This window comes from Collinsella sp. An7 (assembly GCF_002159335.1).
Taxonomy (GTDB): domain Bacteria; phylum Actinomycetota; class Coriobacteriia; order Coriobacteriales; family Coriobacteriaceae; genus Coprousia.
Window position 1 is genome coordinate 192,071 of sequence record NZ_NFHP01000005.1, and the last position, 23,500, is coordinate 215,570.

Here is a 23,500-nt window from a genome sequence, read left to right on the forward strand (position 1 = left end):
GAACAGCCATCGCGGTCGCCCCGTATCTCGGTCCGCCGGCCCCAGCCCGGCCAAGGTAGCGCGCTACGCCGCGGGATGCGTGGACGCGTGCCGCGCCAGAAACCACTTCTTAACCGGATGCACCACGATCGCCGCCGCAAACGTTACCCACGAGAGCGGGTCGAGCAGCCACGCCACCGCGGGATAGGCGTCGGCGAAGGCCGCCAGAAAGAGTGCCGCCAGCAACAGCGTGTAGATGTTCCCCACATAGCGCAGAATCGCGCCCTTGAGCCCGGTGAACTCGCTCTCGCGCTCGCCGACCACGTTATCGATCATGCTCATAGCCGTCGCCCGCCTTTCCGTACGCGCCGCCCAAAATCCCTTTGGACGCATCGCCTTCACCACAGGAATACCCCGCAAAGAGCAACCCCACGTGAAGTGAAAGTCAGGAAACGGTAAGCTCGACGTCCGCCGCAACCGTTCGCGGCCGCCTGCGCACCGTTCGCGCGCCCGCCTCTGCAGCGTCCCGGCCGCTCCGCAAAAACGGGGCGCACCCGCACGCACGCGCGGATGCGCCCCGTTAGGACGGCTATTGGGCAGGGCCTCAGCCGGCGGCACGAGCGCCACCGGCGGCCCCGGCTGCGCCCGCCGCACGGCCCGCGGCGACGGGCGCTGCTGGCCGGCAGTTCTTGCTACTTGCCCTCGGCAACCAGGCGGGCGGCGGTCGGGTCGGTCACCATCACGCCGGCGGCCTTGAGCTCGGCGATCTTCTCGGCAAACTGCGGCAGGTACTTCTCGTGCGCAACGAGGAGCTCATCGAGCACACGCTGAGCCTTCTTGCCGTTCTCCACCTGCGGGTTCAGGCAGAACGCCTCGAGCGCCTTGCCGTAGTCGCCCGTGAGGGCGGCCTCGATGACGCACTCCTCCATGGCCTTCATGCACTGCAGCCAACCGCGCTCCTGGCTGGGCATGGGGCCCCAGGCGAGCGGCTCGGCGCCGTGACGGCCGATGAGCGCGGAGACCTCGACGATCGAATCGGGGGCGAGGTCGGGCACCGCGCCGTTGTTCTGCGTGGAGACGACCATATGGGTGTTGGTGTCGCCGTAGATGGAGGCGATGGTCTCGCAGGCGGCGTCGGAGTAGTGGGCGCCGCCGCGCTTGGCGAGCTGCTCGGGCTTGTGGTCGAGCTCGGGATTCTTATACAGCTCAAAAAGCTCGTCCTCAGTCTTCTTCACGACCTCGGCGCGACACTCGCCCTTGCCGAAATCCTTGACCTCCTGCGCGAGCATCTCCTCGTGCATGTAGTAGTAACGATGGTACCCGCAGGGGATCATGCCCATGGAGTGGAGCATCTCGAGCGGCAGCTCGACCTCGTCGATGTTGGCGGGCATACCGTTGTCGCGGTCGTTCAGGTGGCTGATAATGTCGTGGGTGACCTCGCGGCCGTCCTCGTCCCACACGCGATGCCAGTGGAAGTGGTTAAGGCCGGCAAAGCGGAAGGTGAGGCGCGGGTCGTTCTCCTCGTAGCCAATGAGCTTGGGCTCGTTGATCATGGAGCCCACGGGCACATTGCAAAGGCCGATGGTCTTCTTCCAACCAAAGTGCTTGATCGCGGCCTCGGTCACCATGCCGGAGGGGTTGGTGAAGTTGATGAGCCAGGCGTCCGGGCAGAGCTCGCGCATGTCGTCGATGATCTGGCCGATAACCGGGATGGTGCGGAAGGCCTTGAACATGCCGCCGGCACCGTTGGTCTCCTGGCCGAGCATGCCGTAGGAGAGCGGAATGCGCTCGTCCTTGATGCGCGCGTAGAGCAGGCCCACGCGGAACTGCGTGGTCACAAAGTCGGCGCCGGGCAGGGCCTCGCGGCGGTCGAAGGAGATATGGACCGTAACGTCGTAGGGGCTCGCGTCCCACATGCGCTGGGCCATGGCGCCCACGGTCTCGACCTTCTCGCGGCCGTCCTCAATGTCGACGAGCCAGATCTCACGCACCGGCAGGCGGTCATAGCGCTTGATGAAGCCCTCCATGAGCTCGGGCGTGTAGCTCGAGCCGCCGCCGATGGTGACGATCTTGACACCCTGCTGGTCTGCCATTTCCGGCACTCCTTTCGTTGCGCGGCCCATCCGGGTTGTGCGGGTCGCCTGCTGTCCCACAGTGTGGACGAGCCGGTCAAGAAGCGGAAGTATTCTGATACGTTCTGAAAGCTTTCTTTCGGTGAACGGTCTGATTTACAATGCGATTGAATCGTTCTGATTCGTTTTGGATCGAAATGTGCCGGTCAACGACTCAGGGGGTGCATTTATTGTACGGGCCGTCTGGTGTGGCGGGCGGCAACCTGGCACAGACAGGGTTCGGGCGCGTCTGGGTCGAGGTGCAAAGCGAGCCGCACCCCGGGCAACGCATCGTGGGAGGGGTCGTGCCCACCCGCCGTCTGTCGCCCGCCTGCCGCACGCGGCGCGCCCGCCGCGTGCCCGTCGCCCGCACCCACCCATCGTCCACCCAGCCTAGGGAGGAAGTATGACCATCGAGGACCGCATCAAACTCGCCCCCGACCTCACCCCCACCGAGGCGCAGCTCGCCCAGGCGCTGCTCGACCTCGGCGACCGCGTGCAAGGCTTTACGGCGCGCGAGCTTGCCCACGCCACGTCGACCTCCATCGCGAGCATCCAGCGCCTCTGCAAAAAGCTCGGTCTCTCGGGCTTTCGCGAGCTCAAGGTCGAGCTGGCCCGCACCCCGGCATCCCGTCCCGAGGCCATCGCACCCGTAGACGTCAACTTTCCCTTTGGCCCCGGCGACGGCGCGCGCGCCATCGTGGGCAGCATGTCATCGCTCTACGCCACGACCATCACCGACACCGCCAAGCGACTCGACCCCACCCATCTCGAGCGCGCCGCGCGGTTTATCGACCAGGCTGCGGGGATCGAGATCTACACCGGCTCGCACAACCTCTACCCTGCGCAGATGTTTGAGGAGCGCCTGCTCTCGGCCGGCAAGCGCGCCGTCTGCCCCGTCTCGCCCGAGCGCCAGGCGCGGCTCGTCCTCGCCTCGGACGCCACACACGCGGCAATCATCATCACCTACGCGGGGCTCTCCCCCACCTACAAGCGCTACATCGCCCTGCTGCGCGAGCGCAAGACTCCCATCGTCCTCGTGGGGTCCGAGCGGGCGCGGCGGATGCACCCCGGGCTCGACGCCTACCTCATGGTGAGCGACCGCGAGAACCTGCAGAACCGCATCACCCAGTTTGCGAGCCACATCGCCGTGCAGTTTGTGCTCGACTCGCTCTTCTGCCGCGTCTTTGCGCGCGACTACGCCCGGAGCATGGCCTTTCTGCAGCAGTCGATCCCCTACACGGCGATCCAGCGCCGCCCGGGCGCCTAAGAAGGCGGTTGGCACCGTCTTACGTAACAGCGCGCGGCAACGGTGAACGTCAGCGCCGCGGTTGCCGCAGATCGTCACCTAAGACCACGCCAGCGTCACCCGCCCTGTCCCGCGACACCCCGCTCCATCGGTAACAAAAAAGGGGCCCGGTTTCCCGAGCCCCATGCGAAGCATATTCGCGGGCGGCACCGCGCGTGTGCGCTCACGCCGCCATAAGCAGGTACCAGACCTGCCGGGAGTTACTTGATGGAGACGGCAGCGCCGGCAGCCTCGAGCTTCTCCTTGGCAGCGTCGGCGTCCTCCTTCTTGACACCCTCGAGAACGGCCTTCGGGGCGCTCTCGACGACCTCCTTGGCCTCCTTGAGGCCAAGGCTGGTGAGCTCACGGACGACCTTGATGACCTGGATCTTGTTGTCGCCGAAGCCCTCGAGCACGACGTCAAACTCGGTCTTCTCCTCCTCGGCAGCGCCAGCGCCAGCAGCCGGGGCAGCCACGACGGCAGCCGGAGCAGCGGCGGACACGCCGAAGGTGTCCTCGATTGCCTTCACGAGCTCGGAAGCCTCGAGAAGGGTCATTTCCTTAAGAGCCTCGATGATCTCATCGTTGGTAAGCTTAGCCATTTTGAAAATCCTTTCGGTTTCCGCACCGGGCGGCGCGGAGCTGAAATTACGGTCGGTGCGCAGGGCACCATGCGCGGACGGGCCGCGCGGCACGTCTTAGGCAGCCTTCTGCTCGGAGACCTGCTGGATGGAGCGGGCCAGACCCGAAGAGACACCGTTGACGCAAACGGCGATATCGCGAGCGAAGCCGTTGATGAGGCCGGCGATCTGGCCGAGCAGCTGATCCTTGGTCGGCAGGTCGGCGATAGCGTTGACCTCCTCGGCCGTCACAGCCTTACCCTCGGAGATACCGCCCTTGATCTCGAGCGCGCCCTTGGACTTCTGAGCGAACTCCTTGAGGCACTTGGCAGCCTCGACGGGCTCGTTCTCATAGAACACGTAGGCAACGGGGCCGACGAGAATCTCGTCGATCTCGGGCTGATTCTGGTTCTTGAGAGCGAGACGGGCGAGGTTGTTCTTGTAAACCTTCATCTCGGCACCGGCTTCGCGGAGCTGATGACGCAGGTCCTCGGACTGCTTAACGGTGAGGCCGCGGTAGTTGACCACAAAGACACCGTTGTTGTCCTCGATGCGCTTCTCGATCTCGGCAACCTTCTCGATCTTGTACTGTGCTGGCATGGTTACACCTCCTTCTCGTCTTTTCCGGGCACGACCCCGTGCAGGACGTGACGGGGATGCCTGAAAAAGAAACCCCCGTGCTGCGAGAGCGACGGGGGCGAGAAGTCTTGCGGCAACTCACCACCTCGGCTGGCGGGTCTCCCCTTTGAGCCTCGCGCGCCTCGCGGCGGCATTGGCACCGGCTGTCTCTGGCAGCGGAATCGTGCTTGTGCGTCTGGTAGTATCGCCAAGCTGCGGCGAGCTGTCAAGCGACAGCTGAGCTCTGGGTACACCGTGCACGCAGCGTCCATACTTTTGCCGGGAGCGCTCGGTGCAGCATCGAGGCAGGCGCGGGACCGTAACGCGTGCGGCAAGCTGATCGGGCGGGCGAACGTACCCGCGGACACAACGGGTGCGATGCTTCTTGCCCCCTAAACGACCGCGCGCCCAGCTGCGCGCGAGGCGCGGCCGTGGCGCCCGGCGAACGCTTACCAGTATATAGTGATGGTTGGAACCAAAACGCGACGGCGCGCCGTACACACGCGCAACAAGTCGCCGCGATACCGCCAAACCCTCACGCAAGGAGCCCCCATGCAGGTCATCATCTCTCCCGCCAAGCAGATGCAGGTCGCCGCGGACGGCTTTTCGCCGCAGGGGATCCCGCCCCTCCCCGAACGGACCGAGCGACTGTGGCGCGCGCTCCTCGACCTTGAGCGGGCAGAGGGGGCGGCTGGCCTCCAGAAGCTCTGGAAGGTCAATGACAAGCTCCTTGCCGAGAACCTCGAGCGTCTGCATGCGTACCGGCCGATCATGTGCGCGGGCGACCTTGCCGACCCCGAACTCAGCCGCCTCGCTGCGCCCGCGATCTTTTCGTACGTGGGAATCCAGTACCGCAGCATGGCGCCCGCGGTGCTCGACGGAGCGGCGCTCGATTGGCTCCAGCACCACCTGTGGGTCCTTTCCGGCTGGTACGGATGCGTGCGCCCCTTTGACGCGGTTGAGCCCTACCGGCTCGAGATGGGGGCGCGCCTCTCCGTCGACGGGGCACGCGACCTCTACATCTTCTGGGGCGATGCCCTGGCGCGCCAGATCTGCGCCGCCGAGGGCGAGGAGCCGACCATCGTGAACCTTGCGAGCGTTGAGTACGCCAAGGCGGTGCTCCCCCACCTGAGCGCGGGAGCTACGGTTGCAACCTGCCTCTTTGGCGAGGAGCTCCGAGGAAGCAAGCCCGTGCAGCGCGCCACCGCCTCCAAGATCGCCCGAGGCTCGATGGTGCGGTGGCTGGCGGAACGCGGAGCAAGCGACCTCAGCGAGCTCGAGCACTTTAACGTGGGCTACCGTTACGCCCCCGAGCTCTCTGCGGAGCGCATCCGGCGGGACGGCGTGCACGAGCGGACGCTCGTCTTTCTGCGCGAGGAGTAACGGCGCAGCATCACGCCTGAGCAACACGCAGGCAACAGCGACGCAAAGCGCTTGCACCGCCCGCGCGACGTGCTAGAGTAGGGCAACTTGCCCAGCATGGGCCGGTTGCTGCCCCGGCAGCTCGCCGACCTGCCTGGCTGCATACCACATCGCTCCGGCAGCCGCCGCGCGCCCGCCGGAGCCGCCGATACCAGAGGAGACCCCATGACCGAGTGGCTCATCCAGCACTTTGTCCGCGACGCCCAGAACACCGACAACCCCACCGTCCGCACCCGCTATGGGCAGTTTGCCGGCGTTGTCTGCATTATCTGCAACCTCGTGCTCTGTCTCTCCAAGGGCGCGATCGGCCTGCTCTCGGGCTCGGTCTCCATCGTGGCAGACGCCGTCAACAACCTGTCGGACGCCTCGTCCAACATCATCAGTCTGCTCGGCTTTAAGCTCGCGAGCAAGCCGGCCGATCCCGGCCATCCCTACGGGCACGGCCGCTACGAGTACCTTGCGGGGCTCATCGTCGCCGCGCTCGTGCTTGCCATTGGCATCGAGCTTGTCAAGTCGTCCGTCGAGAAGATTCTCGTCCCCACGCCCGTGGAGTTCTCGGCGGCGCTCGTGGTGGTGCTTCTGCTCTCCATTTGCGTCAAGCTCTGGATGGCCGTCTTCAACCGCACCGTGGGGCGGCGCATCGGCTCCGAGACCCTCGAGGCCACGGCCGTCGACTCCCGCAACGACGTCATCTCCACCGCGGCGGTGCTCATCTCTGCCATTGTGGCACAGTTAACCGGCCTCAACCTCGACGGCTGGGTTGGCGCGGCGGTGGGCCTCTTTATCCTCTGGAGCGGCTTTGGGCTTGTGCGCGAAGCGGTGAGCCCGCTGCTCGGCGAGGCGCCGAGCTCTGAACTCGTAGAGCACATCCGCTCCAAAATCATGAGCTACCCCGGGGTGCTCGGCACGCACGACCTCATGGTGCACGACTACGGCCCGGGCCGGCAGTTTGCGAGCGCGCACGTGGAGATGGCCGCCGAGGCCGATCCCATGCAGAGCCACGACCTCATCGACAACATCGAGCAGGACTTTAAGACTGAAGACCACCTCATCGTGACGCTCCACTACGACCCCATCGTCACCGATGACCCCGAGGTCGCAGACATGCGCAACTGGATCAACCAGGCTGTTAAGATCATCGACCCGCGCATCTCGATCCACGACCTGCGCACCGTCCCCGGCCCTACGCACACCAACGTGATCTTTGACTGCGTGCGCCCCACTGACCTCGAGCTCGACGAGGCGGCCCTCGCGCGGCGCGTCGGCCAGATTGTGCGCGACCATTACCCCAATACGCGCTGCGTCATTACGGTGGACGAGAGCTACGTGAGCTCCGAGCAATAACTAACCGGCGCCAGAAAAACTCGACCCCCGAAGTGAGTGCATCTTTTGATGGTGCCGAAGTACACTCCATTACACTAAAGTGCTCAACTGGCCTTTTGTTGCTCATAACCCGGCTTTTCGTGAGGTCTACTCGCTGGGTTGCAAAAGATACACTCACATCGGGGGTCGAGTTGCTCCGGGGCCCTCTCGCGGCCCTTTTTCTGCACCCATAATACGCAGAAAGGCGCCCCGACCGGAGTCGGGACGCCTCTTCGATACCGGAGATTCCGGAATCCGCGTTGACGCGGATGCGGCTTAGCCGAAGTAGCGGTCGAGCAGGCCCTTGAAGGCACGGCCGTGACGGGCCTCGTCGCGAGCCATCTCGTGCACGGTGTCGTGGATGGCGTCGAGGCCGGCGGCCTTGGCGCGCTTGGCGAGGTCGGTCTTGCCGGCGGTGGCGCCGTTCTCGGCCTCAACGCGCATCTCGAGGTTCTTCTTGGTGGAGTCGGTCACGACCTCGCCGAGGAGCTCAGCGAACTTGGCGGCATGCTCGGCCTCCTCGTGAGCGGCCTTCTCCCAATAGAGGCCGATCTCGGGGTAGCCCTCGCGGAAGGCGACGCGACTCATGGCGAGGTACATGCCAACCTCGGAGCACTCGCCCTCAAAGTTGGAGCGAAGGTCGCAGATGATGTCCTCGGGGACCTCGGGGAGCTTGCCCACGCCCACGACGTGCTCGGCGGCCCAGGTCATCTCGGTGTCGGACTGCTTGATAAAGCGGTCACCGGAAACGCCGCACTGCGGGCACTTGAAATCGGCGGGGAGCTCCTCACCGTCGTATTCCTCGACGTAACCGCAAACAGGGCAAACGAACTTCATGACGTACTCCTTCTCGTAGCAGGTACCAGCGATGCGCCTGTCCCAAACGGACCCTCTGTGACGCGTGCCTAGCTTAGCACAACGCAGACGCCGCTGACCCTAAGAATTGTGACCGTTTTTGTCCCCTATTTTGTATGCGGCAAAGGTAGCCTTCTGGCGGCAAGTCCGCGCCGACGCGGGCTCTCGCCAGCTCCCTCGCAGCTTCCTCACGAGGCCCCGGCGCGCGCCTGCAACCGCACCATCGTCCGCCTGCTATGATTTCGGACAGACGGCGCGCGGCACGAGCGGCCGCGCTCGCGCAAGGTCGACGCAACGGAGAGGAGCGGCAGATGAGGCAGGCGGTCGTGGGGCTTTTGGCGCACGTCGACGCGGGCAAGACCACACTCGCCGAGGCGATGCTCCACCGGGCCGGCGCGATCCGCACTGCCGGGCGCGTGGACCGCGGCAACTCCCACCTCGACACTAACGCCATGGAGCGCGAGCGCGGCATTACCATCTTCTCCTCCGCCGCCGCGCTCGACTGGTCGGGCGCGCACCTCATGCTCGTGGACGCCCCGGGACACGTTGACTTCTCGGCCGAAGCGGAGCGGACCATCGCCGCGCTCGACCTCGCCCTTGTGGTGGTGGGCGCAGGCGACGGCGTGCAGGGTCACACCGAGACGCTCTGGGACCTGCTTGAGCGACACGGTACGCCCGCGATTGTCTTTGTAAGCAAATGCGACCTCGAGAACCCAGGGCGAGCCGTCCTTATGAAGGAGCTCCAGGCCCGCCTCTCCCCCGCCTGCATCGACCTCGCCGCGCTCCTTGCCGGCGACCCCGCCGCCACAGAAGACGCGGCCGCAACCGACGAGACCGCGCTCGACGAGTACCTCGATTGCAGCGCACTCTCCCCCGCCACCGTCGCCCGGCTCGTCCGCGCGCGGCGCATCCACCCCGTACTCTTTGGGGCGGCGCTCAAGGAGGAAGGCGTAGACGAGCTGCTCGGCGCCCTCGCCCTGCTTGCCGAGGAGCGCACCTGGCCCGAGGAGTTTGCCGCGCGCGTTTGGCGCATAAGCCGCTCCGACCGGGGCGAACGCCTAGCGTGGCTCAAGGTTACGGGCGGCGTACTCCGCGCCAAAATGGTGCTCGAGGGCACCGACCGGGGCGAGCCGTGGACCGAGAAGGTCAACGAGGTTCGGCTCTACCAAGGAGCAAGCTATCAGACCGTTGCCGAGGTGCCGGCAGGGCAGATCTGCGCCGTTACGGGCCTCACCCACGTGCTGCCCGGGAGCAGCCTCGGCGCTGAGCCGGCCGGCGAGCGCCCCTCGCTTGCACCCGTTCTCTCCTACCAGGTCATCCCCGGAGAGGGCGTGGACACAACCGCCCTCGTCCGCGCGCTCCGCGAGCTGGCAGACGAGGACCCGCTCCTCGGCGTCACCTGGCACGAGCAGCTGCAAGAGGTGCACGTGCAGCTCATGGGCGAGGTCCAGCAAGATGTGATCGCCGAGCTTCTGCGCGAGCGCTACGGCATGGAGGTCACCTTTGGGCCGGGCGGCATCCTCTACCGCGAGACCGTGACCGAGGCCGTGGAGGGCGTGGGCCATTTTGAGCCGCTTCGCCACTACGCCGAGGTGCGCCTGCTGCTTGAGCCGCTGCCGCGGGGCGCGGGCGTCGTCCTCGGCACGCGCTGCTCCGAGGATGACCTCGACCGCAACTGGCAGCGCCTCATCCTCACCCACCTCGGCGAGCGCGACCATGCGGGCGTGCTCACGGGCGCCCCGCTCACCGACGCGCGCATCACGCTCCTCGCCGGGCGAGCGCACGCCAAGCACACCGAGGGCGGCGACTTTCGACAGGCAACGTACCGCGCCGTGCGGCAGGCGCTCATGACGGCGCGCGAGCAGGGCTCCTGCGAGCTGTTGGAGCCGTGGTATCGCTTTCGCCTCGCGGTGCCCGCCGAGCGCGTGGGCCGGGCGCTCGCCGACCTTACACGCATGGCGGCCGTCTTTGGGGCGCCCCTCGACGCGGGCGAGCTTTCACGCATCGAGGGCGAGGTACCCGCGTCGGAGGTCGGCTCGTACGCGCTCGAGGTGGCGCGCTACACGAGCGGCCGCGGACGGCTCTCGCTCGAATTTGCCGGGTACTGGCCGTGCCACAACGCTGAGGAGGTGATCGAGGCGGCCGCCTACAACCCCGAAGCAGACCTGCCCAACACGCCCGACTCGGTCTTCTGCAGCCACGGCGCGGGCCACACCGTCCCCTGGCAAGACGTGCCCGCACGCGCTCACACCACGGTCGACCCGACCCGCCTGCGCCCCTGGCGCGAGGCGGATGCCGCGCTCTTCTCGCGCTGATCATCCGGGAGGCATCCATGACCATGCAGGCAACAATCCGTACTGTCTCCGCCAAGGAGCGCGACCTCGTTCGCATGTTTCTCCAAGAGCTTGCCGACCATCAGCGCGCGGTCTCTGCGTCCTATGCGGCGCGCTATACCGAGCGCACGGTGGACGACTGGACGGAGGCGTGCTGCCGCGAGCTCGCAGCTGACCACAGCTGGGCGACGATTGCGGAAGACGGCGGTTCGCCCGTTGGCTTTATCAAGGTGAGCGTGGAGGGGAGCTCTGGCACCATCGACGACCTTGTGGTCCTGCCCCGCGCGCGGGGCAAGGGTATCGGCACCTCACTCCTCGCATGGGCGCAGCGCGAATTCGACGCACGCGGAATCAAGGAGGTGGAGCTCACGGTCTCAGAGGGGAACGACTCCGCCCTCGCCTTCTACGAACGCCATGGCTTCCAAACCGTCACCCGCACGCTCCGCACCGGGCGCATCGGGTGAGAAAATGTGCGACATCGCGTGCTTTCAAGTGTTAAAGATGAGCGCTGCATGGCGCATCCATTCTTGGACAACGCAGTGACTGGACGACATGCAGTCCCGGCTAAAACGCCGTTTTGAGGAGTGATTCGCGTTTTAATTATGTCGTTCACTCACCCTAACAACGTTTCTCGCTCTCAAAACGCCGTTTGTTTGGGCGAACCGCATTCTATGAAAAAGAAAAAGGCCAACGGACCAAGCCGTTGACCTCAAAGTTCGTGGTGGGCGTTACAAGATTTGAACTTGTGACCTCTTCCGTGTCAGTCATTTTATCAGCAAGTCTATTCAGACAGTAAAGATTATACAGACATCTTACCTGCTATTTTTCGGTCAGTTGAGACACGAGAGACTCGGTAGTACAATATAGACAACGATATTTGGTGGCGACTTGGTGGTGGAATTGGTGGCATTGAAGGAAAACAAGGAAGTGACCTAGAGCATGAAATATGAATCTTCTTTTCTCAGGGGGAGCACCTCGAAAGGCTGGAGCGGGGTCCTCAAGTACAAGGACGAGAGCGGCACTTGGCGACAACGCCAAAAAAAGCTAGAAGCGACGGGAAAGCGCGAGGCACAGAAAGAGCTTGAAGCATGGCGTACCAAGATGGAGACGGAAGCGTCGTGGAATGCACCCGGTGCGAAGCGCCCAGGAAACGTCGGCGAGTTCGTGGCCCAGTACATCGATACGCTCGAGCACTCTCAGGCGGTGGAACCCTCCACGCTTACCCCATACCGTGCCATGCAGAAGCATATTGCTGCCGGGCTCGGAAGCGTAGCATTTGAGAAGCTGGACAGCGACACGACTCAGGCATGGGTGAACGGGATGGTTGAGAAAGGATACGCGCCGTCAACCATCCGCAAGGCGCTCAATCTACTCAAGGCGGCATATGCAGACGCCCTTAACCGTCACACCATACCGTATAACCCAATCGTCGGTGTCAAGTCCCCCAAGCTCAAGAAGGCGGAGCCCAACGCTCTCGATGCCGAACAGCGCGCCAAGCTCCTCGCCTACCTCGATATCGCGAGCAAGACCCCCGTGAACCTCGCCATCAGAATCGCGCTCAACACCGGCATGAGGGAGCAGGAAATCTGCGGACTGAGATGGAAGGACGTGGATCTCAAGGCGGGCGTCCTGCACGTGCGCAACGTGATAGGGCGTGTCGAAGGCAAAACTTACGAGAAGGAGCCGAAGACGGGCGGAAGTCGCCGGGACATACCGGTACCCCCTGAAATCAATACGGCGCTTCGCGAGCGCCGAGCGCAGATGATGGAGGAATGCATGGGCGCCGGCATCGCCATGACCTCCGGTCATCACGTCGTAGGAAGCATCGATGGTAGATACATGAACCCCCACACGCTGTGGAGGGAGTGGAAGGCCATCGCCAAATCGCTCGGGCTTGTAGGCACCGAAGGGAAGGTCCCCGTGTTCCACGACCTGCGGCACACCTTCGCGACCGCCGCAATCGCGTCCGGCGCTGACGTCAAGAGCGTTTCGAGCATCCTCGGACATGCCAACGCCGCCATGACCCTAAACATCTATGCGAGCGCCGATGCCGAAGCGAAGCGCCGCGCGATGGAGAGGGCGTCACAGGAGATCTCCAGCGGGCAGAAGCCGAGAAAGATTCTTGAGCTTGCTAAAGAGACCGAAGATGAAGAGGAGGGCTAAGCAATGTCCGTATTCAAGCGTGATGACATGCACTCGCTGTATGGAAGCTTCGCTGACGCATATCGCTCCTACCGCGACACATTCAAGAATGGTCAGTCATCCAGCAGAAACAAGCCGAAAGGCTTCAGGGTACTCGAGGGCGTATCCGACGACGAGTTTTTAGAGGCGCTCAAGGACGCGGTTTCCGCCTGCTCTGGTGAGAAGAAAGAGATGAGGCTGACAAAGGCTCTCCAGATATACCTCGGATGCCTTTTAGACCCAGACTACCGGGAGAACTTTGGGGTGAGCACCGAGCGCAACGCCGCTTTGGCAGACTTCAAACCCGAACCTTTCATATCGTTGAAGACTGTCCAAAATATCTTCTACCACCCAAAGACTATGTCGATCTCAAGCTTCGAGCTTCTGCTGAAATGGCTCGATAAGGAGGCCTTCAAATCATCGAACGAGATTCGTGAGACGGAGATCCGCCTCACGGAACATCACCCAGAAGAAAACCGGGCACCCAACACAAGCGATGCGCTAGTTGCTGACGACGGCACGCCCCAGACTGACATAGACCACGAGAGAAAGAAGCTGGTCGCCTACGAAAAGCTTCGAGAGCTCATGCTTCGACGCCCGGAGCGGGAAACGTTCGAGAGGGAACTCGCGAAAGAGTACTCCGCAAGGGCGACCGTCGAGGCGATCGATCTGCTAGAGGAAGAAGACAGGCGATACCTCCTGCGCACCCTCGCCCTCCTACTCGATGAGTACGCCTATAGGAATGATTCACCGAGCGCTAGGAAAAGATCCGGCGATGCCGCTCCGGCTCTTGAGAAAAGTATTGTTGCGGCGAAGAATCTTGCCATGAGCCTGTCCAAAACAAACTTCGGAGACGAGGTGAGCGAGCACGATCTATGTCGCTTGCTGGCAGACCCTGAGAAGGAATACGATTTTAAACTCGCGCTCCGCCAGCGGAAGGCAAAGCCAGAAAGCGAGTTCGACCCAAATGCAGCCCGCTTCGTCGAAGGCGATGATCTCGAAGAGAACGTAAGGCGAGCGGCCAGTTCCGTAAGCTTCGATGCCCTGGGGCTCCACACGGGCGCGGAGTGGGATCCATCCACGGTCGCGCTTCTCAATGCGTACACGGAGATTCACGAATAGAGCCGGGTCTACACAATCTCATCATATATACTCGGGAAAACTTAGCGGCGCAACTGCTCAAAAAGTTGCGCCGTTTTCCTTTTCTTCATGTCAAATGACTCCGCATCGAAAAGATCAGAAACCGAACCAACGAGATGATTTCGTTTTCCCAAAATCAATCAAGTTCTCCTCAAAACCGCAGGTGGACAGGCATATTTGCGCTGGGTATAGTCCATGTTGTCCGGAAGGGCGCGCATGGCGAACAGCAGAGAGGACCAGTCTCGAGCTAGAACCATCGTTAGCGCAAAAAGAGGATCGAAAGGAGCAAGAAGTGAGCGAAGCAATCAGTACTGACGCCGAAGCCCGTCTTCCTCTCCCCACCCTTCTGCATCTCCCCCTGCTGCTCGACAGCGATCAGACCGCGGAGCTGCTCAACGTGAGCCCGCGCACCATCACTCGGCTCTGCAAGAAGGGGAAGATACGCGCCGTCCAAGTGGGCGGACAGTGGAGGGTGAATCGCGACGAGCTGCTTAAGCAGTTCGGGATCGCCTAGGGAGGCACAGGATGAGCCACGGGACGCATGCTCATCGGGGTCGGGGACCGCCACAGCGAAATATAGATAGGGCGGCCCACTGACCGGCATCAAGGAGCCGCCGAGCCGGTTCCCGTCACACGCATTAGATAGAGAGGAACAGCTATGGCTATTGTAGCCCATGGCGGCCCCGTCGTGCCGCCTCACCAGGACACCCCCTGGGCTATCACCGAGACCGAAACCCAGACCGACGGCCTCGGAGCCGGCGCCTACGTCGCGCGCCTCGGGCGCCCCTATGTGGACCGCGAGCGCCAGTACGTCGCAGCTCCGTTCGACGTCGCCTGCGGCCCGCAGAGGGGCGACTACGATACCGACTGACGCCCGATGACCACCTGCGACTGAACAAGTTGATACAGCCGTGACGAGCTTGAACAAGCGAAAAAGGTGGTCAAAAAATCCGGGGGCCTCCCGGTTCTGAACGTGTTATGATACTGATATGATCACTTCGCGTGGTCGTTCACATCGCGTCGCCTCAGACGCCTAGGGTCCAACGCCCTCTACACCTTTCGTCGGCCACCGTGCCGACGCGCGTCGCCCCCGGAGGGCGGATGCGAACTACACCAGCCGCCCCTTTCGCTTCGGCGGCGGGTCTCCGATCTAAGAGGCCTTCACCTACACCAGAAGCATGAGCCCTCGCCCGACGTTTTCGGGCGCGATTTTCGCGCATGCCTCCCCACAGGTCTCTTTCGCTTTCGATTCATTTTCAAAAAAAAGAGACCTCCTACACCAGTCACGTTAATTTGAACTGTTAGGAGGCCATCATGGCAGAAGCCCTGCTCGACGAGGCTGCCGGCGCCGTCGGCACCGTCAAGGTCGAGAACCCGCTCGCGCCGGACGTTACCCCTGAGCCCGTTCCCTACGACTACATCCCAGCTGGCTGCGACGCCGCGAAGGCGCTCGCCTCGCGCTCGACCATCACCCGGCTGGTGGGCAACGGCCGCGTGCGCGCGGTCCACGTCGGCCCCAATCTCTACGTCTGCGCGACGGACCTGCGCGACTACGTGAACGGGCGTAAGAACGGCGTGCGCATCGCCGACGTCTACGAGGACCTTGTCCAGCGCGCGGCGTCCTTCGCCCCGGCGATGACGCCCGAGCAGCGCCGCGACCTCGTCGCGATCCTGAGCGACTAGGGAGGCGGGTGATTCTCATGTCTGACGAGAAGATGACGACGCCGGAGAGGCCCCCGGAGAAGGAAGAGGCCGCCCCAGCGCCTGCCAGCGCCCTCGGGACGGCCACAACTTCCAACGATGTCACCAACGATATCACCATGCCGCATGGTGACACGCAACTTATTACCGAAGCGAATATCGACGAAATTCCGGCTCAGGAGGGCGTGGCAGCGCCCGATGGCGGAGCCGGGGACCAGGTCCCCGTCGCGCCCCCGCGCGTGGTGTCGGTCGACCGCGACCGCCACGCGATGATGTTCGCGCGTTCCCTGCCCGAGCTCAGGCGCGCCGTCGCGAGCCACATCGCGACGGTCGTCGCGAGGCCGGGCGTGAGGGTCTTCGACGAGCTCATCGGGGCGGAGCCGGGCGAGTTCGGCGGCCCCGACGGCGTGGCGTCCCCCGCTGACTTGACGAACAGCCTCGCCCTCGTGGCCTCCGCGTTCACGAGCGAGCTCGAGCGCTGGACCGAGATCTGCAACGACCGGCGGCTCGTGAGCGTCGGGAGCAACGCCGAGAGGTCCCGCCGCCGCTGGAAGTACGACTACACCGGCCCCAACGGCATCGAGGGCGCCATCATGCTCCTGGGCTGGCACGCCAACCCCGAGAACGGCAAGCTCGTCATGGTCGCGGCGCCCACGCAGGGCTCCGACGAGATCTCCGAGGACGCCGCCGCGCAGGGCTACCTCTGGCACTTTGATCCTGAGACCCACCGCTGGGAGATGGCCGAGCACGCCGACGGCCCGAACGTGATCGGCTACATCCGCCGTGCCTTCGACGAGCTGTGCTTCGGCAAGGGCGACAGGCAGTTCAAGGAGTTTCGCGCGTACGTGCGAAACCACGTCGAGGTCGTGAACATCGAGGCCATGATCAAGGCCGGCGAGGTCGATCCGTACCTTTCGATCACGAACGAGGGCGCGAAGATCTGGCACCGCAGGACCTTCGGGCTCTTCGACCCGACGGGCGACGTCCGCGAGCTCGCGTACAAAAAGACGGCCTTCGGCGTCCACATGGAGGATGACGGCACGGGTCATGCGGTCGTCGTGGACGAGCCGGAGTGGGACTTCCCCGACTCCGAGGGCAACATGCAGCACATCCGCGCGAGCGAGCTTTTCGCGAACATGTTTGAGGAGCGTGACCGCGAGGACGGCGTTGCCATGGTCTGGCAGGTCCTCGAGCAGTTCGTCAACAGGTCGTTCACGGACCGCACGAGCCCCTACCTGTTCGGGCCGGCGGGCGCGGGCAAGTCGTTCATCGTGCGCACGTGCCAGAGCCTCTGCGGCGGCGACTTCGCCGAGCTCTCGCTCGGCGACTTCGGGAACGACAAGGCCGTGGCGACGATCCCGGGCAAGGCAGCCGTCATTGGCGAGGACAACGCGCCCGACGAGAAGATCAAGGGCACGGGCACGCGTCGCTTCAAGAACGCCGTCGACCAGGGCACCGTCTCGGTCGACCCGCTCTACGAGACCCGCAAGAAGTTCGTGACCCACGCCTCGTTCATCCAGGCTGGCAACCAGAGGCCGCGCACGGACGACCGCTCCGGCGCCGTGGCGTCGCGCCTCGTCATCTGCCCGTTTACGAAGAGCTTCTACCAGGACAAGACGCACAACGAGCACGTCACCGGCGAACTCCCGGACGACCCCGAATGGAAGCGCTGGGCCACCCAGCAGTCGGCCATCCGCTGCAACGGCCTGTTCGGCCACTACGACATCGAGGGCAACCGCGTCCTCAAGCAAGCCCACGACGAGTTCGTGGACGCCAACGACTACGTGCGCCTGTTCATGCGGCAGTTCGCCGCCGAGCTCGACGAGGCCGACGTGGACTGCGTGCCGATGCCGGCGCTCCACGAGGCGTTCAAAGACTACTTCCGAGAGAAGATCTCCCAGCGGGGCGCGTCTGCCTCCTTCGACGGCGAGTTCAAGCTCTCGCTCGTCCAGATCGCCGACGAGCTGGGCTGGGAGGCCGAGCTGGACGAGCACGGCCAATGGAAGACCTCGACGCTGCGCCGGGGCTTCTTCGAGCCGGAGCGCCTGCACGGCGTGCTCGCGCGCTACACCACCACGCGCGGCCACGACCGCGACGGCCAGGTCATCTACTCAAACCAGCGGCTCATGCGCTGGGTGAACGGTCAGGAACTCGCGGGCGACGCCCTGAACGGCTCGAAGGGTCTGCTCCGCCGCTCCGTGCGCGGCGTGCTCTACCGACGCTCGGCGCTCGAGCGCTACGAGGAGGACGGCGTCACCCCCGCTCAGGCCCACCTCGCCGCGCGCGCCGAGGAGCATGCCCGCCACTGGGCCGACGCCGCCGACTCGGGCAAGGAGGCCTACGGGAACTTCGTGCACAGCCTGGTTTTCTGCGGCACCGGCTCTTACGGCCCGGATTTCGGTGACTTCGGCTCCTTCGGCGCCAACGGAGACGGTGAGGCCAGGGCCACCTACGGGGAGGCGCTGTCGGAGACCGGCCTGCCCTATCCGGTGCCGACCTACGGTGAGTGGGTCTTGCAGGGATGTCCCACCGGGGTCGTGCCCGAGGGCGCCTTCTCGTACGGCCACCTGAAGGAGCTGGGGGCCCTCGTCGGCCGCACACGTTCCCGCTTCATCGTCCGCGACGACCGCGTCCTTTTCGGGGTTTACCTCCCCGATGACGACCCGGACGGGCTTGACGACCCCGACGACGACCCGACGCCCGGCCCCGGCGCCGCGCCGACCTCGTCGGACGCCCCCGAGGGCGTGAAAACGCCCGACGAAACCGCAGCTCAGGGCACGTGCGGTGCCTCAGCGCCCGCTGACGGCGCGCACGAGGCCCCCGCGCCCTCGGACAGGGCCCCGGCCGCGAACGGGCCGTCAGCGCCCGCTGAGGCGCCCGTTTCGGCCGCGCCTGCGACCGTGGAGGGCGGTGACGCGGCCGAGGAGGCCCCGGGCGCGCCCGATCCGGGCTACGAGGCGTTTGTTCGCCACGCCGAGGGCGCCGTGGAGCACTCGGGCGGCTACGTCGTCCTCGACGGCGGGCCCGAGGGCACGACGGTCTGCCGCGAGGTGATCGACGAGGACGAGTGGGCCGCCTATGGGGGGCCGACGAGCCTTCGCGGGACGGTCGTGATCGACGGCGAGCGCCTGCCGCTGATCGAGTGACGACGACCCCGCAGGCTCTCCCTGCGTGTCGATATGCCCGTGGCCGGGCCTGGGGCGCGCGCTTACGCCCCGGCCCGGACTCGGGGAACGTTGGAAGTGGTTGGAAGCTCGCGACAAAGACAAGTCGAGCGCGCAAGCCAACCGGGAGCCCACGGCGGAAAACGCCGCCGCGGGCATTGGATGAAAGGAATGAAGAGCCATGACTAAGATTCGCAAGGGCCCGATCCTGTCTCTGAGCTCCTGCATGCTGCGTGACCTCCTCGCCACCGGTCGCGACTTCAGCGACCTCACCTTCATCATCGACGTCGGCGACCCCGCCGACCTGGACGTTGACGAATGGCTGTGGCTGGTGGGCGACGAGCCTCGCGCGCCGCAGTGCATGCTCGTGATGGCCGAGAGCGAGGCGGAGTTTTGCGCCCGCGCGGCACGAGGCGACGAGGCCGAGGCCGAGAGGCTGCGGCTCGGCCTGAGCAGGGGCTGCGTGCGCTACGACCTCTCGAAGGCCTGAGCACAGGCCCCGGTGGCCAAGGCAAGCGACGCATTGGAGGGTGAGCGAGAGATGGCCGAGATCAGGATCGAGGGCGCGGCGGGCGCGAAGCTCGCGCAGATGCTCGAGGCGGCGACGCCCGAGCGCGTGGGCGAGCTGAGCGGCAGGGTCGCCGAGGCCGAAGCGGAGGTCGAGCTCATGCTCGAGCGCAAGGCGGCCGCCGAGGCGAAGGCGAGGCGGGCCCGCGCCCGCTACGCCGCCGCGGTCAGGGCGCGCGACGAGCTCGCGCTCGAGCTGGCGATGACCGCGAAGCTCGCCGGCGTCGACCTCGCGGTCGGCTCCGAGCCGGTCCCGGGCGCGTCAGGCGGCCGGGACGCGGCGGGCGGGCCTGCGGGCGGCGAGGGCGCGGACGAGGCTCCCGCCGAGACCGCGACCGCGCGCCCGCAGGGGGCGGGAGCGCCCGGACCCGTCGTCGGGGACGGGGGCATCCTGCGCTAGGCAGGGTGCCGCCCCGCCCTCGCGGGCGGGCGCACCCGGCCCAGCCGCGACCGGCGAGCGCGCATGCGCGAGGCCGGGCGGCGGCGCAAGCGCGGGGCCGGAGGCCCCGCTCCCCCGAATGGGCCCAAAGGGGTTTTGGCTCCGCCAAAACCACCTTTGGGCGAGTTCCGCCGCTCCGCGTCGGAACTCGGAAACCGAGGCCATCAGGCCGCAGGCACACGGCGCGCAGGTTCGCGCCGGATAGATTGACAGAAAGGGGGTGCGCCGACATGGCGCAGGCACTGAGCAAGGCGAGCGCGCACGTCTCCTCGGGGGACGTCGCCGAGCGCCACGACAGGCGCGAGTATACGCCCAAGAACGCCGACCGGTCGCTCGGCGGCCGCAACGTCATCATCCATGACGTCGGCGACTACCGCGAGGCGATCAACGCCGAGTTCCGCGAGGACGTCCTCGCGTACAATGCCGCGCAGAGGCGCGTCGAGCGGCACAAGTCGCTCGACTACTACGGCGAGGTCGCCTCGAGCGCGCAGCAGGAGCCCGTCTACGAGTTCGTGATCGGCGTCGGCAGCCGCGAGACGTGCGGCGTGTGCGACGACCCGTTCGACGACGAGGAGTTCGAGGCCGCGCAGGCGGCCGACCGCGCCGACGGCGGCCACCGGGCCGACGACTACGAGGCGACTCACTTCGACGGCCGCCGCTGGTCGCAGATGAAGAAGGACGGGCGCGAGGACGAGGCGAGCGACTACGTCGCCGCGCACCTCGCCAAGGGCCTCAAGGCCGAGGCGCACGACAAGGCGGTCGCGATCCTCAAGGACGTCGCCCGCGCGCTGATCGAGAACAGGCCCGACCCGAGGACGGGCAGGCGTCCGATCCCGAAGGGGTTCAAGGTCATGATGGTCGTGCTGCACGACGACGAGCCGTGCGGCACGCCGCACCTGCACGTCGCCGTGTGCCCGATCGCGGAGGGCTACACGCGCGGCATGCGCCGGCGCATCGGGCTCACCAAGGCGCTCGAGCAGGGCGGCTACAAGGGCAAGGGCGCCATGCCCGAGCTCTACGAGCACATCAGGCAAGACGTGATGGTGCCGATCATGAAGGCGCACGACGTCGGGCGCGAGTTCAAGGGCAACCACGAGCGCCACCTCGCGGTCGACGAGTTCCAGGCGCGGCGCGACCGCGAGCGCGCCGCCGAGCGCGCGGAGAGGGCGCGCGGCGAGCTCGCGGGCGTCCGTCGCGAGCTCCACGAGGTCGAGGACGCCGTGGAGGCCGCGCGCGCCGACGCCGACGAGGCGAGGCGCGAGGCGGCCGACACGAGGCGCGAGGCCGACCGCGACCTCGAGCGGGTCCACCGTGCGAAGCGCGAGGCCGACCGCATGCGCGCCCGCGCCGAGGTCGCGCTCCACGGCTACGAGCCCCCGGCGGGCGTGGAGCTCGTGCCGCCCGCCGCCATGCCGCCTGAGCTGCGCGCGCTGTGGCGCCTCACCGACGGCGACGAGGGCGACGACGCGATCGGCGACATCCCCGGCGACCTCTTGGGCGAGGACGGCGAGCCCGACCTGGACGCGGCCAACGAGCGCGTGGACGACCTCGCCGACGAGTTCGCCCGTGAGCGCGGCTATGCCCAGGCCTATGTTGACGGGGACGGCGTGTGGCTCGTCACTCCGCCGCTCGAGTTCATGCGCCAGCAGGACGGCTACGAGGACGTCGAGAGCGTCGACGAGCTCACCGACGACGACAGGCTCTACTGGTCGGAGAAGTGGTGGGACGAGGCGAGCCTCCGCATCGCCGACGCCCAGGTCCTCGGGCTCGACCCGACCGTGCCGCACCCCGGCATCGACGAGCGCGAGGCCGCCGTGGAGGCCGCCCGCGCCGACGTCGAGCGCCGCGACCGGGTCGTCGGCGAGCGCGAGGCGGCCTTCGAGCGCCTGGCGGGGAAGCGCCGTAGCGTGGTCGACGCGCTCGACGCCGAGATCGAGGCCAGGCGCGCCGAGGCGGCCCGCCTCGGCGCCGAGGCCGACGAGAAGGCCCGCTGGCTCGAGGGCGCCGTCGAGCACGTCAGGGAGGCCGACGCCTACGTCGCGCAGGTGAAAGCGGATGCCGAGGCTACGCGCAGGGAGGCCGAGGCCGACGCCGAGCGCACGCGCGCTGAGGCCCGCGCCGAGCGCGAGGAGGCCTTGCGAGGCATCACGGACCGCGCCGAGGAGCGCATCACGGGCTTCCTGAGTCGGGTCGTGGGCGACGTGGGCTACATCGCCTACCGCACGCTCAGCGTGATGGTCGAGATGGGCGTCGGCGGCGAGCGGTTCGCCTCGGCGGCGCGCGTCTGCATGGACGCGATCAACGAGATGAGCGAGGACGCGGTCGGCCGCCCGTTCGGCCAGACGCTGTCCGGGCGCGTGCAGGAGCGCGTCGCGAGGTCGTTCGCGCGGGCATTCGCGCGCGACGCCCGCCGCGACGCGGCCGTCCGCGAGGTCGACGACGCGGCGCAGGCGGGCCGCTCCCGCGACGACGGGCCGGGTCACGTCACCGGCGGCCCGGACGGTCTGAAAGTGGCCGCGCATAAGGACTGGCTGTAGCGTCTGGACGGATTCACAGCCCGCTGACGGCGTGATTGAGCCCGCGTGCCCCCCTGTGCTAGTGCCGGGGGCTCGCGGGCTTTCTACGTGCCTGCAGAGCCCTCACATGGTGTAAGCGCTGCGCAAATGCGCGTTTATATGCGACGTGAGATAATGCCTTCAATAAACGTCGAGGGAGTTGATGCAGATGCCACAGGTAAAACTCGGGAAAATCGAGCCGGTGCCCGTCCGCGAGGTATGGCCGCACGAGGCGCTTAACTTCACGAAGTGGCTCGCCGAAGAGGAAAACCTCGCGCAGCTCGGGGATGCCTGCTCGATTGACCTCGAGCTCGTGGACACGGAAAGCGCCGTGGGGTCGTTCGCCGTCGACATCTTCGCGAAGGAGACCGGCTCCGACCGCCGCGTCGTCATCGAGAACCAACTCGAGGACACCAACCACGACCACCTCGGCAAAATCATCACCTACGCTGCGGGCAAAGGCGCTGACGTGGTCATCTGGGTCGTCGCCCGCGCCCGCGACGAGCACCGGAGGGCGATTGAGTGGCTGAACGAGCACACCGACGACGAGTGCTCATTCTTCCTCGTCGAGATCGAGGTGTGGCGTATCGGCGACTCTCCGATGGCGCCGAGGTTCAACGTGGTCGAGTCGCCGAACGAGTGGGCACGCGCCGAGAAGGCGAAGGACGGGCTCAGCGACACGAAATCGGCCCAGCTCGGCTACTGGCAGGCATATCGCGAGGCAGCCCTTTCCGACCCGGACTTCTCCAAGGTCATGCGCCCGCGGAAGGCGCGTGCTCAGCACTGGTCAGACGTCAACGTCGGCTCGTCGAGGTACCACCTGTGCATGCTCGCCGTCGTGCAGGGGCGGCGCATCGGCGTCGAGGTCTGCATATCGAACGACAAGGACTTCGGCAAAGTGGTGTTCGACCACCGGCAGGAGCTCGAACAGCTGCTCGGCGCAAAAGGCGAGCCCTACGACGCCAAGAAGTCGTGCGGCATACGCTTCTACCGCGAGAACTGCGACGTCAAGGGAAAGCCCGAGATGTGGGGCGACTACATCGCATGGCAGCTCCACGCCGCCGTGCAGCTTCGCGAGGCGATGATCGGCATCGACGAGGCTTACGTTGCGGATGCAGGCGAGTAGGCCGATGCTGGGCGGCCGATTGCTGGACGCGAGCTTTGC

Annotated in this window: 20 protein-coding genes; 15 read left to right on the forward strand and 5 right to left on the reverse strand. The window is 65.8% G+C overall.

Annotated elements, in window-relative coordinates:
• Positions 1-63: 63 nt before the first annotated feature.
• Both B5G20_RS07335 and B5G20_RS07340 read right to left on the reverse strand, forming a co-directional pair.
• Positions 64-321, reverse strand: coding sequence for a hypothetical protein (locus B5G20_RS07335; RefSeq protein WP_087356256.1), 258 nt, complete (start codon positions 319-321; stop codon positions 64-66).
• Positions 322-671: 350 nt separating this feature from the next.
• Positions 672-2,072, reverse strand: a complete 1,401-nt coding sequence (locus tag B5G20_RS07340) for a 6-phospho-beta-glucosidase (protein WP_087356257.1) — start codon at positions 2,070-2,072, stop codon at positions 672-674.
• 424 nt (positions 2,073-2,496) lie between these two features.
• Here B5G20_RS07340 and B5G20_RS07345 point away from each other — a divergent pair, with 424 nt between their 5' ends.
• Positions 2,497-3,360, forward strand: coding sequence for a MurR/RpiR family transcriptional regulator (locus B5G20_RS07345; RefSeq protein WP_087356258.1), 864 nt, complete (start codon positions 2,497-2,499; stop codon positions 3,358-3,360).
• 239 nt (positions 3,361-3,599) lie between these two features.
• Here the strand turns inward: B5G20_RS07345 and rplL are convergent, their stop codons facing one another.
• Both rplL and rplJ read right to left on the reverse strand, forming a co-directional pair.
• Complete coding sequence (rplL, locus tag B5G20_RS07350) at positions 3,600-3,980, reverse strand: 50S ribosomal protein L7/L12 (RefSeq protein WP_087356259.1); 381 nt, start codon at positions 3,978-3,980, stop codon at positions 3,600-3,602.
• 96 nt (positions 3,981-4,076) lie between these two features.
• Positions 4,077-4,598, reverse strand: coding sequence for a 50S ribosomal protein L10 (rplJ, locus tag B5G20_RS07355; protein WP_087356260.1), 522 nt, complete (start codon positions 4,596-4,598; stop codon positions 4,077-4,079).
• Between the two features lie 570 nt (positions 4,599-5,168).
• On the opposite strand from rplJ, the gene B5G20_RS07360 reads away from it, so the two are divergent.
• Complete coding sequence (locus tag B5G20_RS07360; RefSeq protein ID WP_087356261.1) at positions 5,169-5,999, forward strand: YaaA family protein; 831 nt, start codon at positions 5,169-5,171, stop codon at positions 5,997-5,999.
• Positions 6,000-6,203: 204 nt separating this feature from the next.
• Positions 6,204-7,382, forward strand: a complete 1,179-nt coding sequence (locus B5G20_RS07365; RefSeq protein ID WP_087356262.1) for a cation diffusion facilitator family transporter — start codon at positions 6,204-6,206, stop codon at positions 7,380-7,382.
• Between the two features lie 294 nt (positions 7,383-7,676).
• Here B5G20_RS07365 and B5G20_RS07370 read toward each other — a convergent pair whose 3' ends face one another.
• Positions 7,677-8,237 carry a ferritin family protein gene (locus B5G20_RS07370; RefSeq protein WP_087356263.1) on the reverse strand — a complete coding sequence of 187 codons (561 nt, stop codon included), beginning with the start codon at positions 8,235-8,237 and terminating at the stop codon, positions 7,677-7,679.
• A gap of 329 nt (positions 8,238-8,566) precedes the next feature.
• Between B5G20_RS07370 and B5G20_RS07375 the strand changes: the two genes are divergently transcribed.
• From B5G20_RS07375 to B5G20_RS07430, 12 genes are all read left to right on the forward strand, one after another.
• The gene (locus B5G20_RS07375; protein WP_087356264.1) at positions 8,567-10,570 is read left to right on the forward strand and encodes a TetM/TetW/TetO/TetS family tetracycline resistance ribosomal protection protein; all 2,004 of its coding nucleotides are present in this window, start codon (positions 8,567-8,569) and stop codon (positions 10,568-10,570) included.
• A 23-nt stretch (positions 10,571-10,593) separates the two neighbouring features.
• Complete coding sequence (locus tag B5G20_RS07380; RefSeq protein WP_158094419.1) at positions 10,594-11,052, forward strand: GNAT family N-acetyltransferase; 459 nt, start codon at positions 10,594-10,596, stop codon at positions 11,050-11,052.
• A gap of 475 nt (positions 11,053-11,527) precedes the next feature.
• Positions 11,528-12,751 carry a tyrosine-type recombinase/integrase gene (locus tag B5G20_RS07385; RefSeq protein WP_087356266.1) on the forward strand — a complete coding sequence of 408 codons (1,224 nt, stop codon included), beginning with the start codon at positions 11,528-11,530 and terminating at the stop codon, positions 12,749-12,751.
• 3 nt (positions 12,752-12,754) lie between these two features.
• The gene (locus tag B5G20_RS07390; protein WP_087356267.1) at positions 12,755-13,891 is read left to right on the forward strand and encodes a hypothetical protein; all 1,137 of its coding nucleotides are present in this window, start codon (positions 12,755-12,757) and stop codon (positions 13,889-13,891) included.
• A 310-nt stretch (positions 13,892-14,201) separates the two neighbouring features.
• On the forward strand, positions 14,202-14,423 hold the full coding sequence (locus B5G20_RS10365; RefSeq protein WP_158094420.1) for a helix-turn-helix domain-containing protein: 222 nt from the start codon (positions 14,202-14,204) through the stop codon (positions 14,421-14,423).
• A gap of 144 nt (positions 14,424-14,567) precedes the next feature.
• Positions 14,568-14,780, forward strand: a complete 213-nt coding sequence (locus B5G20_RS07400; RefSeq protein WP_087356269.1) for a hypothetical protein — start codon at positions 14,568-14,570, stop codon at positions 14,778-14,780.
• A gap of 443 nt (positions 14,781-15,223) precedes the next feature.
• The gene (locus B5G20_RS07405) at positions 15,224-15,592 is read left to right on the forward strand and encodes a hypothetical protein (RefSeq protein WP_087356270.1); all 369 of its coding nucleotides are present in this window, start codon (positions 15,224-15,226) and stop codon (positions 15,590-15,592) included.
• A 17-nt stretch (positions 15,593-15,609) separates the two neighbouring features.
• A complete protein-coding gene (locus B5G20_RS07410) occupies positions 15,610-18,756 on the forward strand; it encodes a DUF5906 domain-containing protein (protein ID WP_143750242.1) in 3,147 nt (1,048 codons plus the stop codon).
• A gap of 199 nt (positions 18,757-18,955) precedes the next feature.
• Positions 18,956-19,264 (forward strand): hypothetical protein, encoded by a 309-nt coding sequence (locus B5G20_RS07415; protein ID WP_087356272.1) that lies wholly within the window; start codon positions 18,956-18,958, stop codon positions 19,262-19,264.
• A gap of 33 nt (positions 19,265-19,297) precedes the next feature.
• The gene (locus B5G20_RS07420) at positions 19,298-19,741 is read left to right on the forward strand and encodes a hypothetical protein (RefSeq protein ID WP_143750243.1); all 444 of its coding nucleotides are present in this window, start codon (positions 19,298-19,300) and stop codon (positions 19,739-19,741) included.
• Between the two features lie 269 nt (positions 19,742-20,010).
• Positions 20,011-22,317: a hypothetical protein gene (locus B5G20_RS07425; protein ID WP_087356274.1), complete on the forward strand. Its 2,307-nt coding sequence runs from the start codon at positions 20,011-20,013 to the stop codon at positions 22,315-22,317.
• Between the two features lie 187 nt (positions 22,318-22,504).
• Complete coding sequence (locus B5G20_RS07430; protein WP_087356313.1) at positions 22,505-23,461, forward strand: DUF4268 domain-containing protein; 957 nt, start codon at positions 22,505-22,507, stop codon at positions 23,459-23,461.
• Positions 23,462-23,500: the final 39 nt, after the last annotated feature.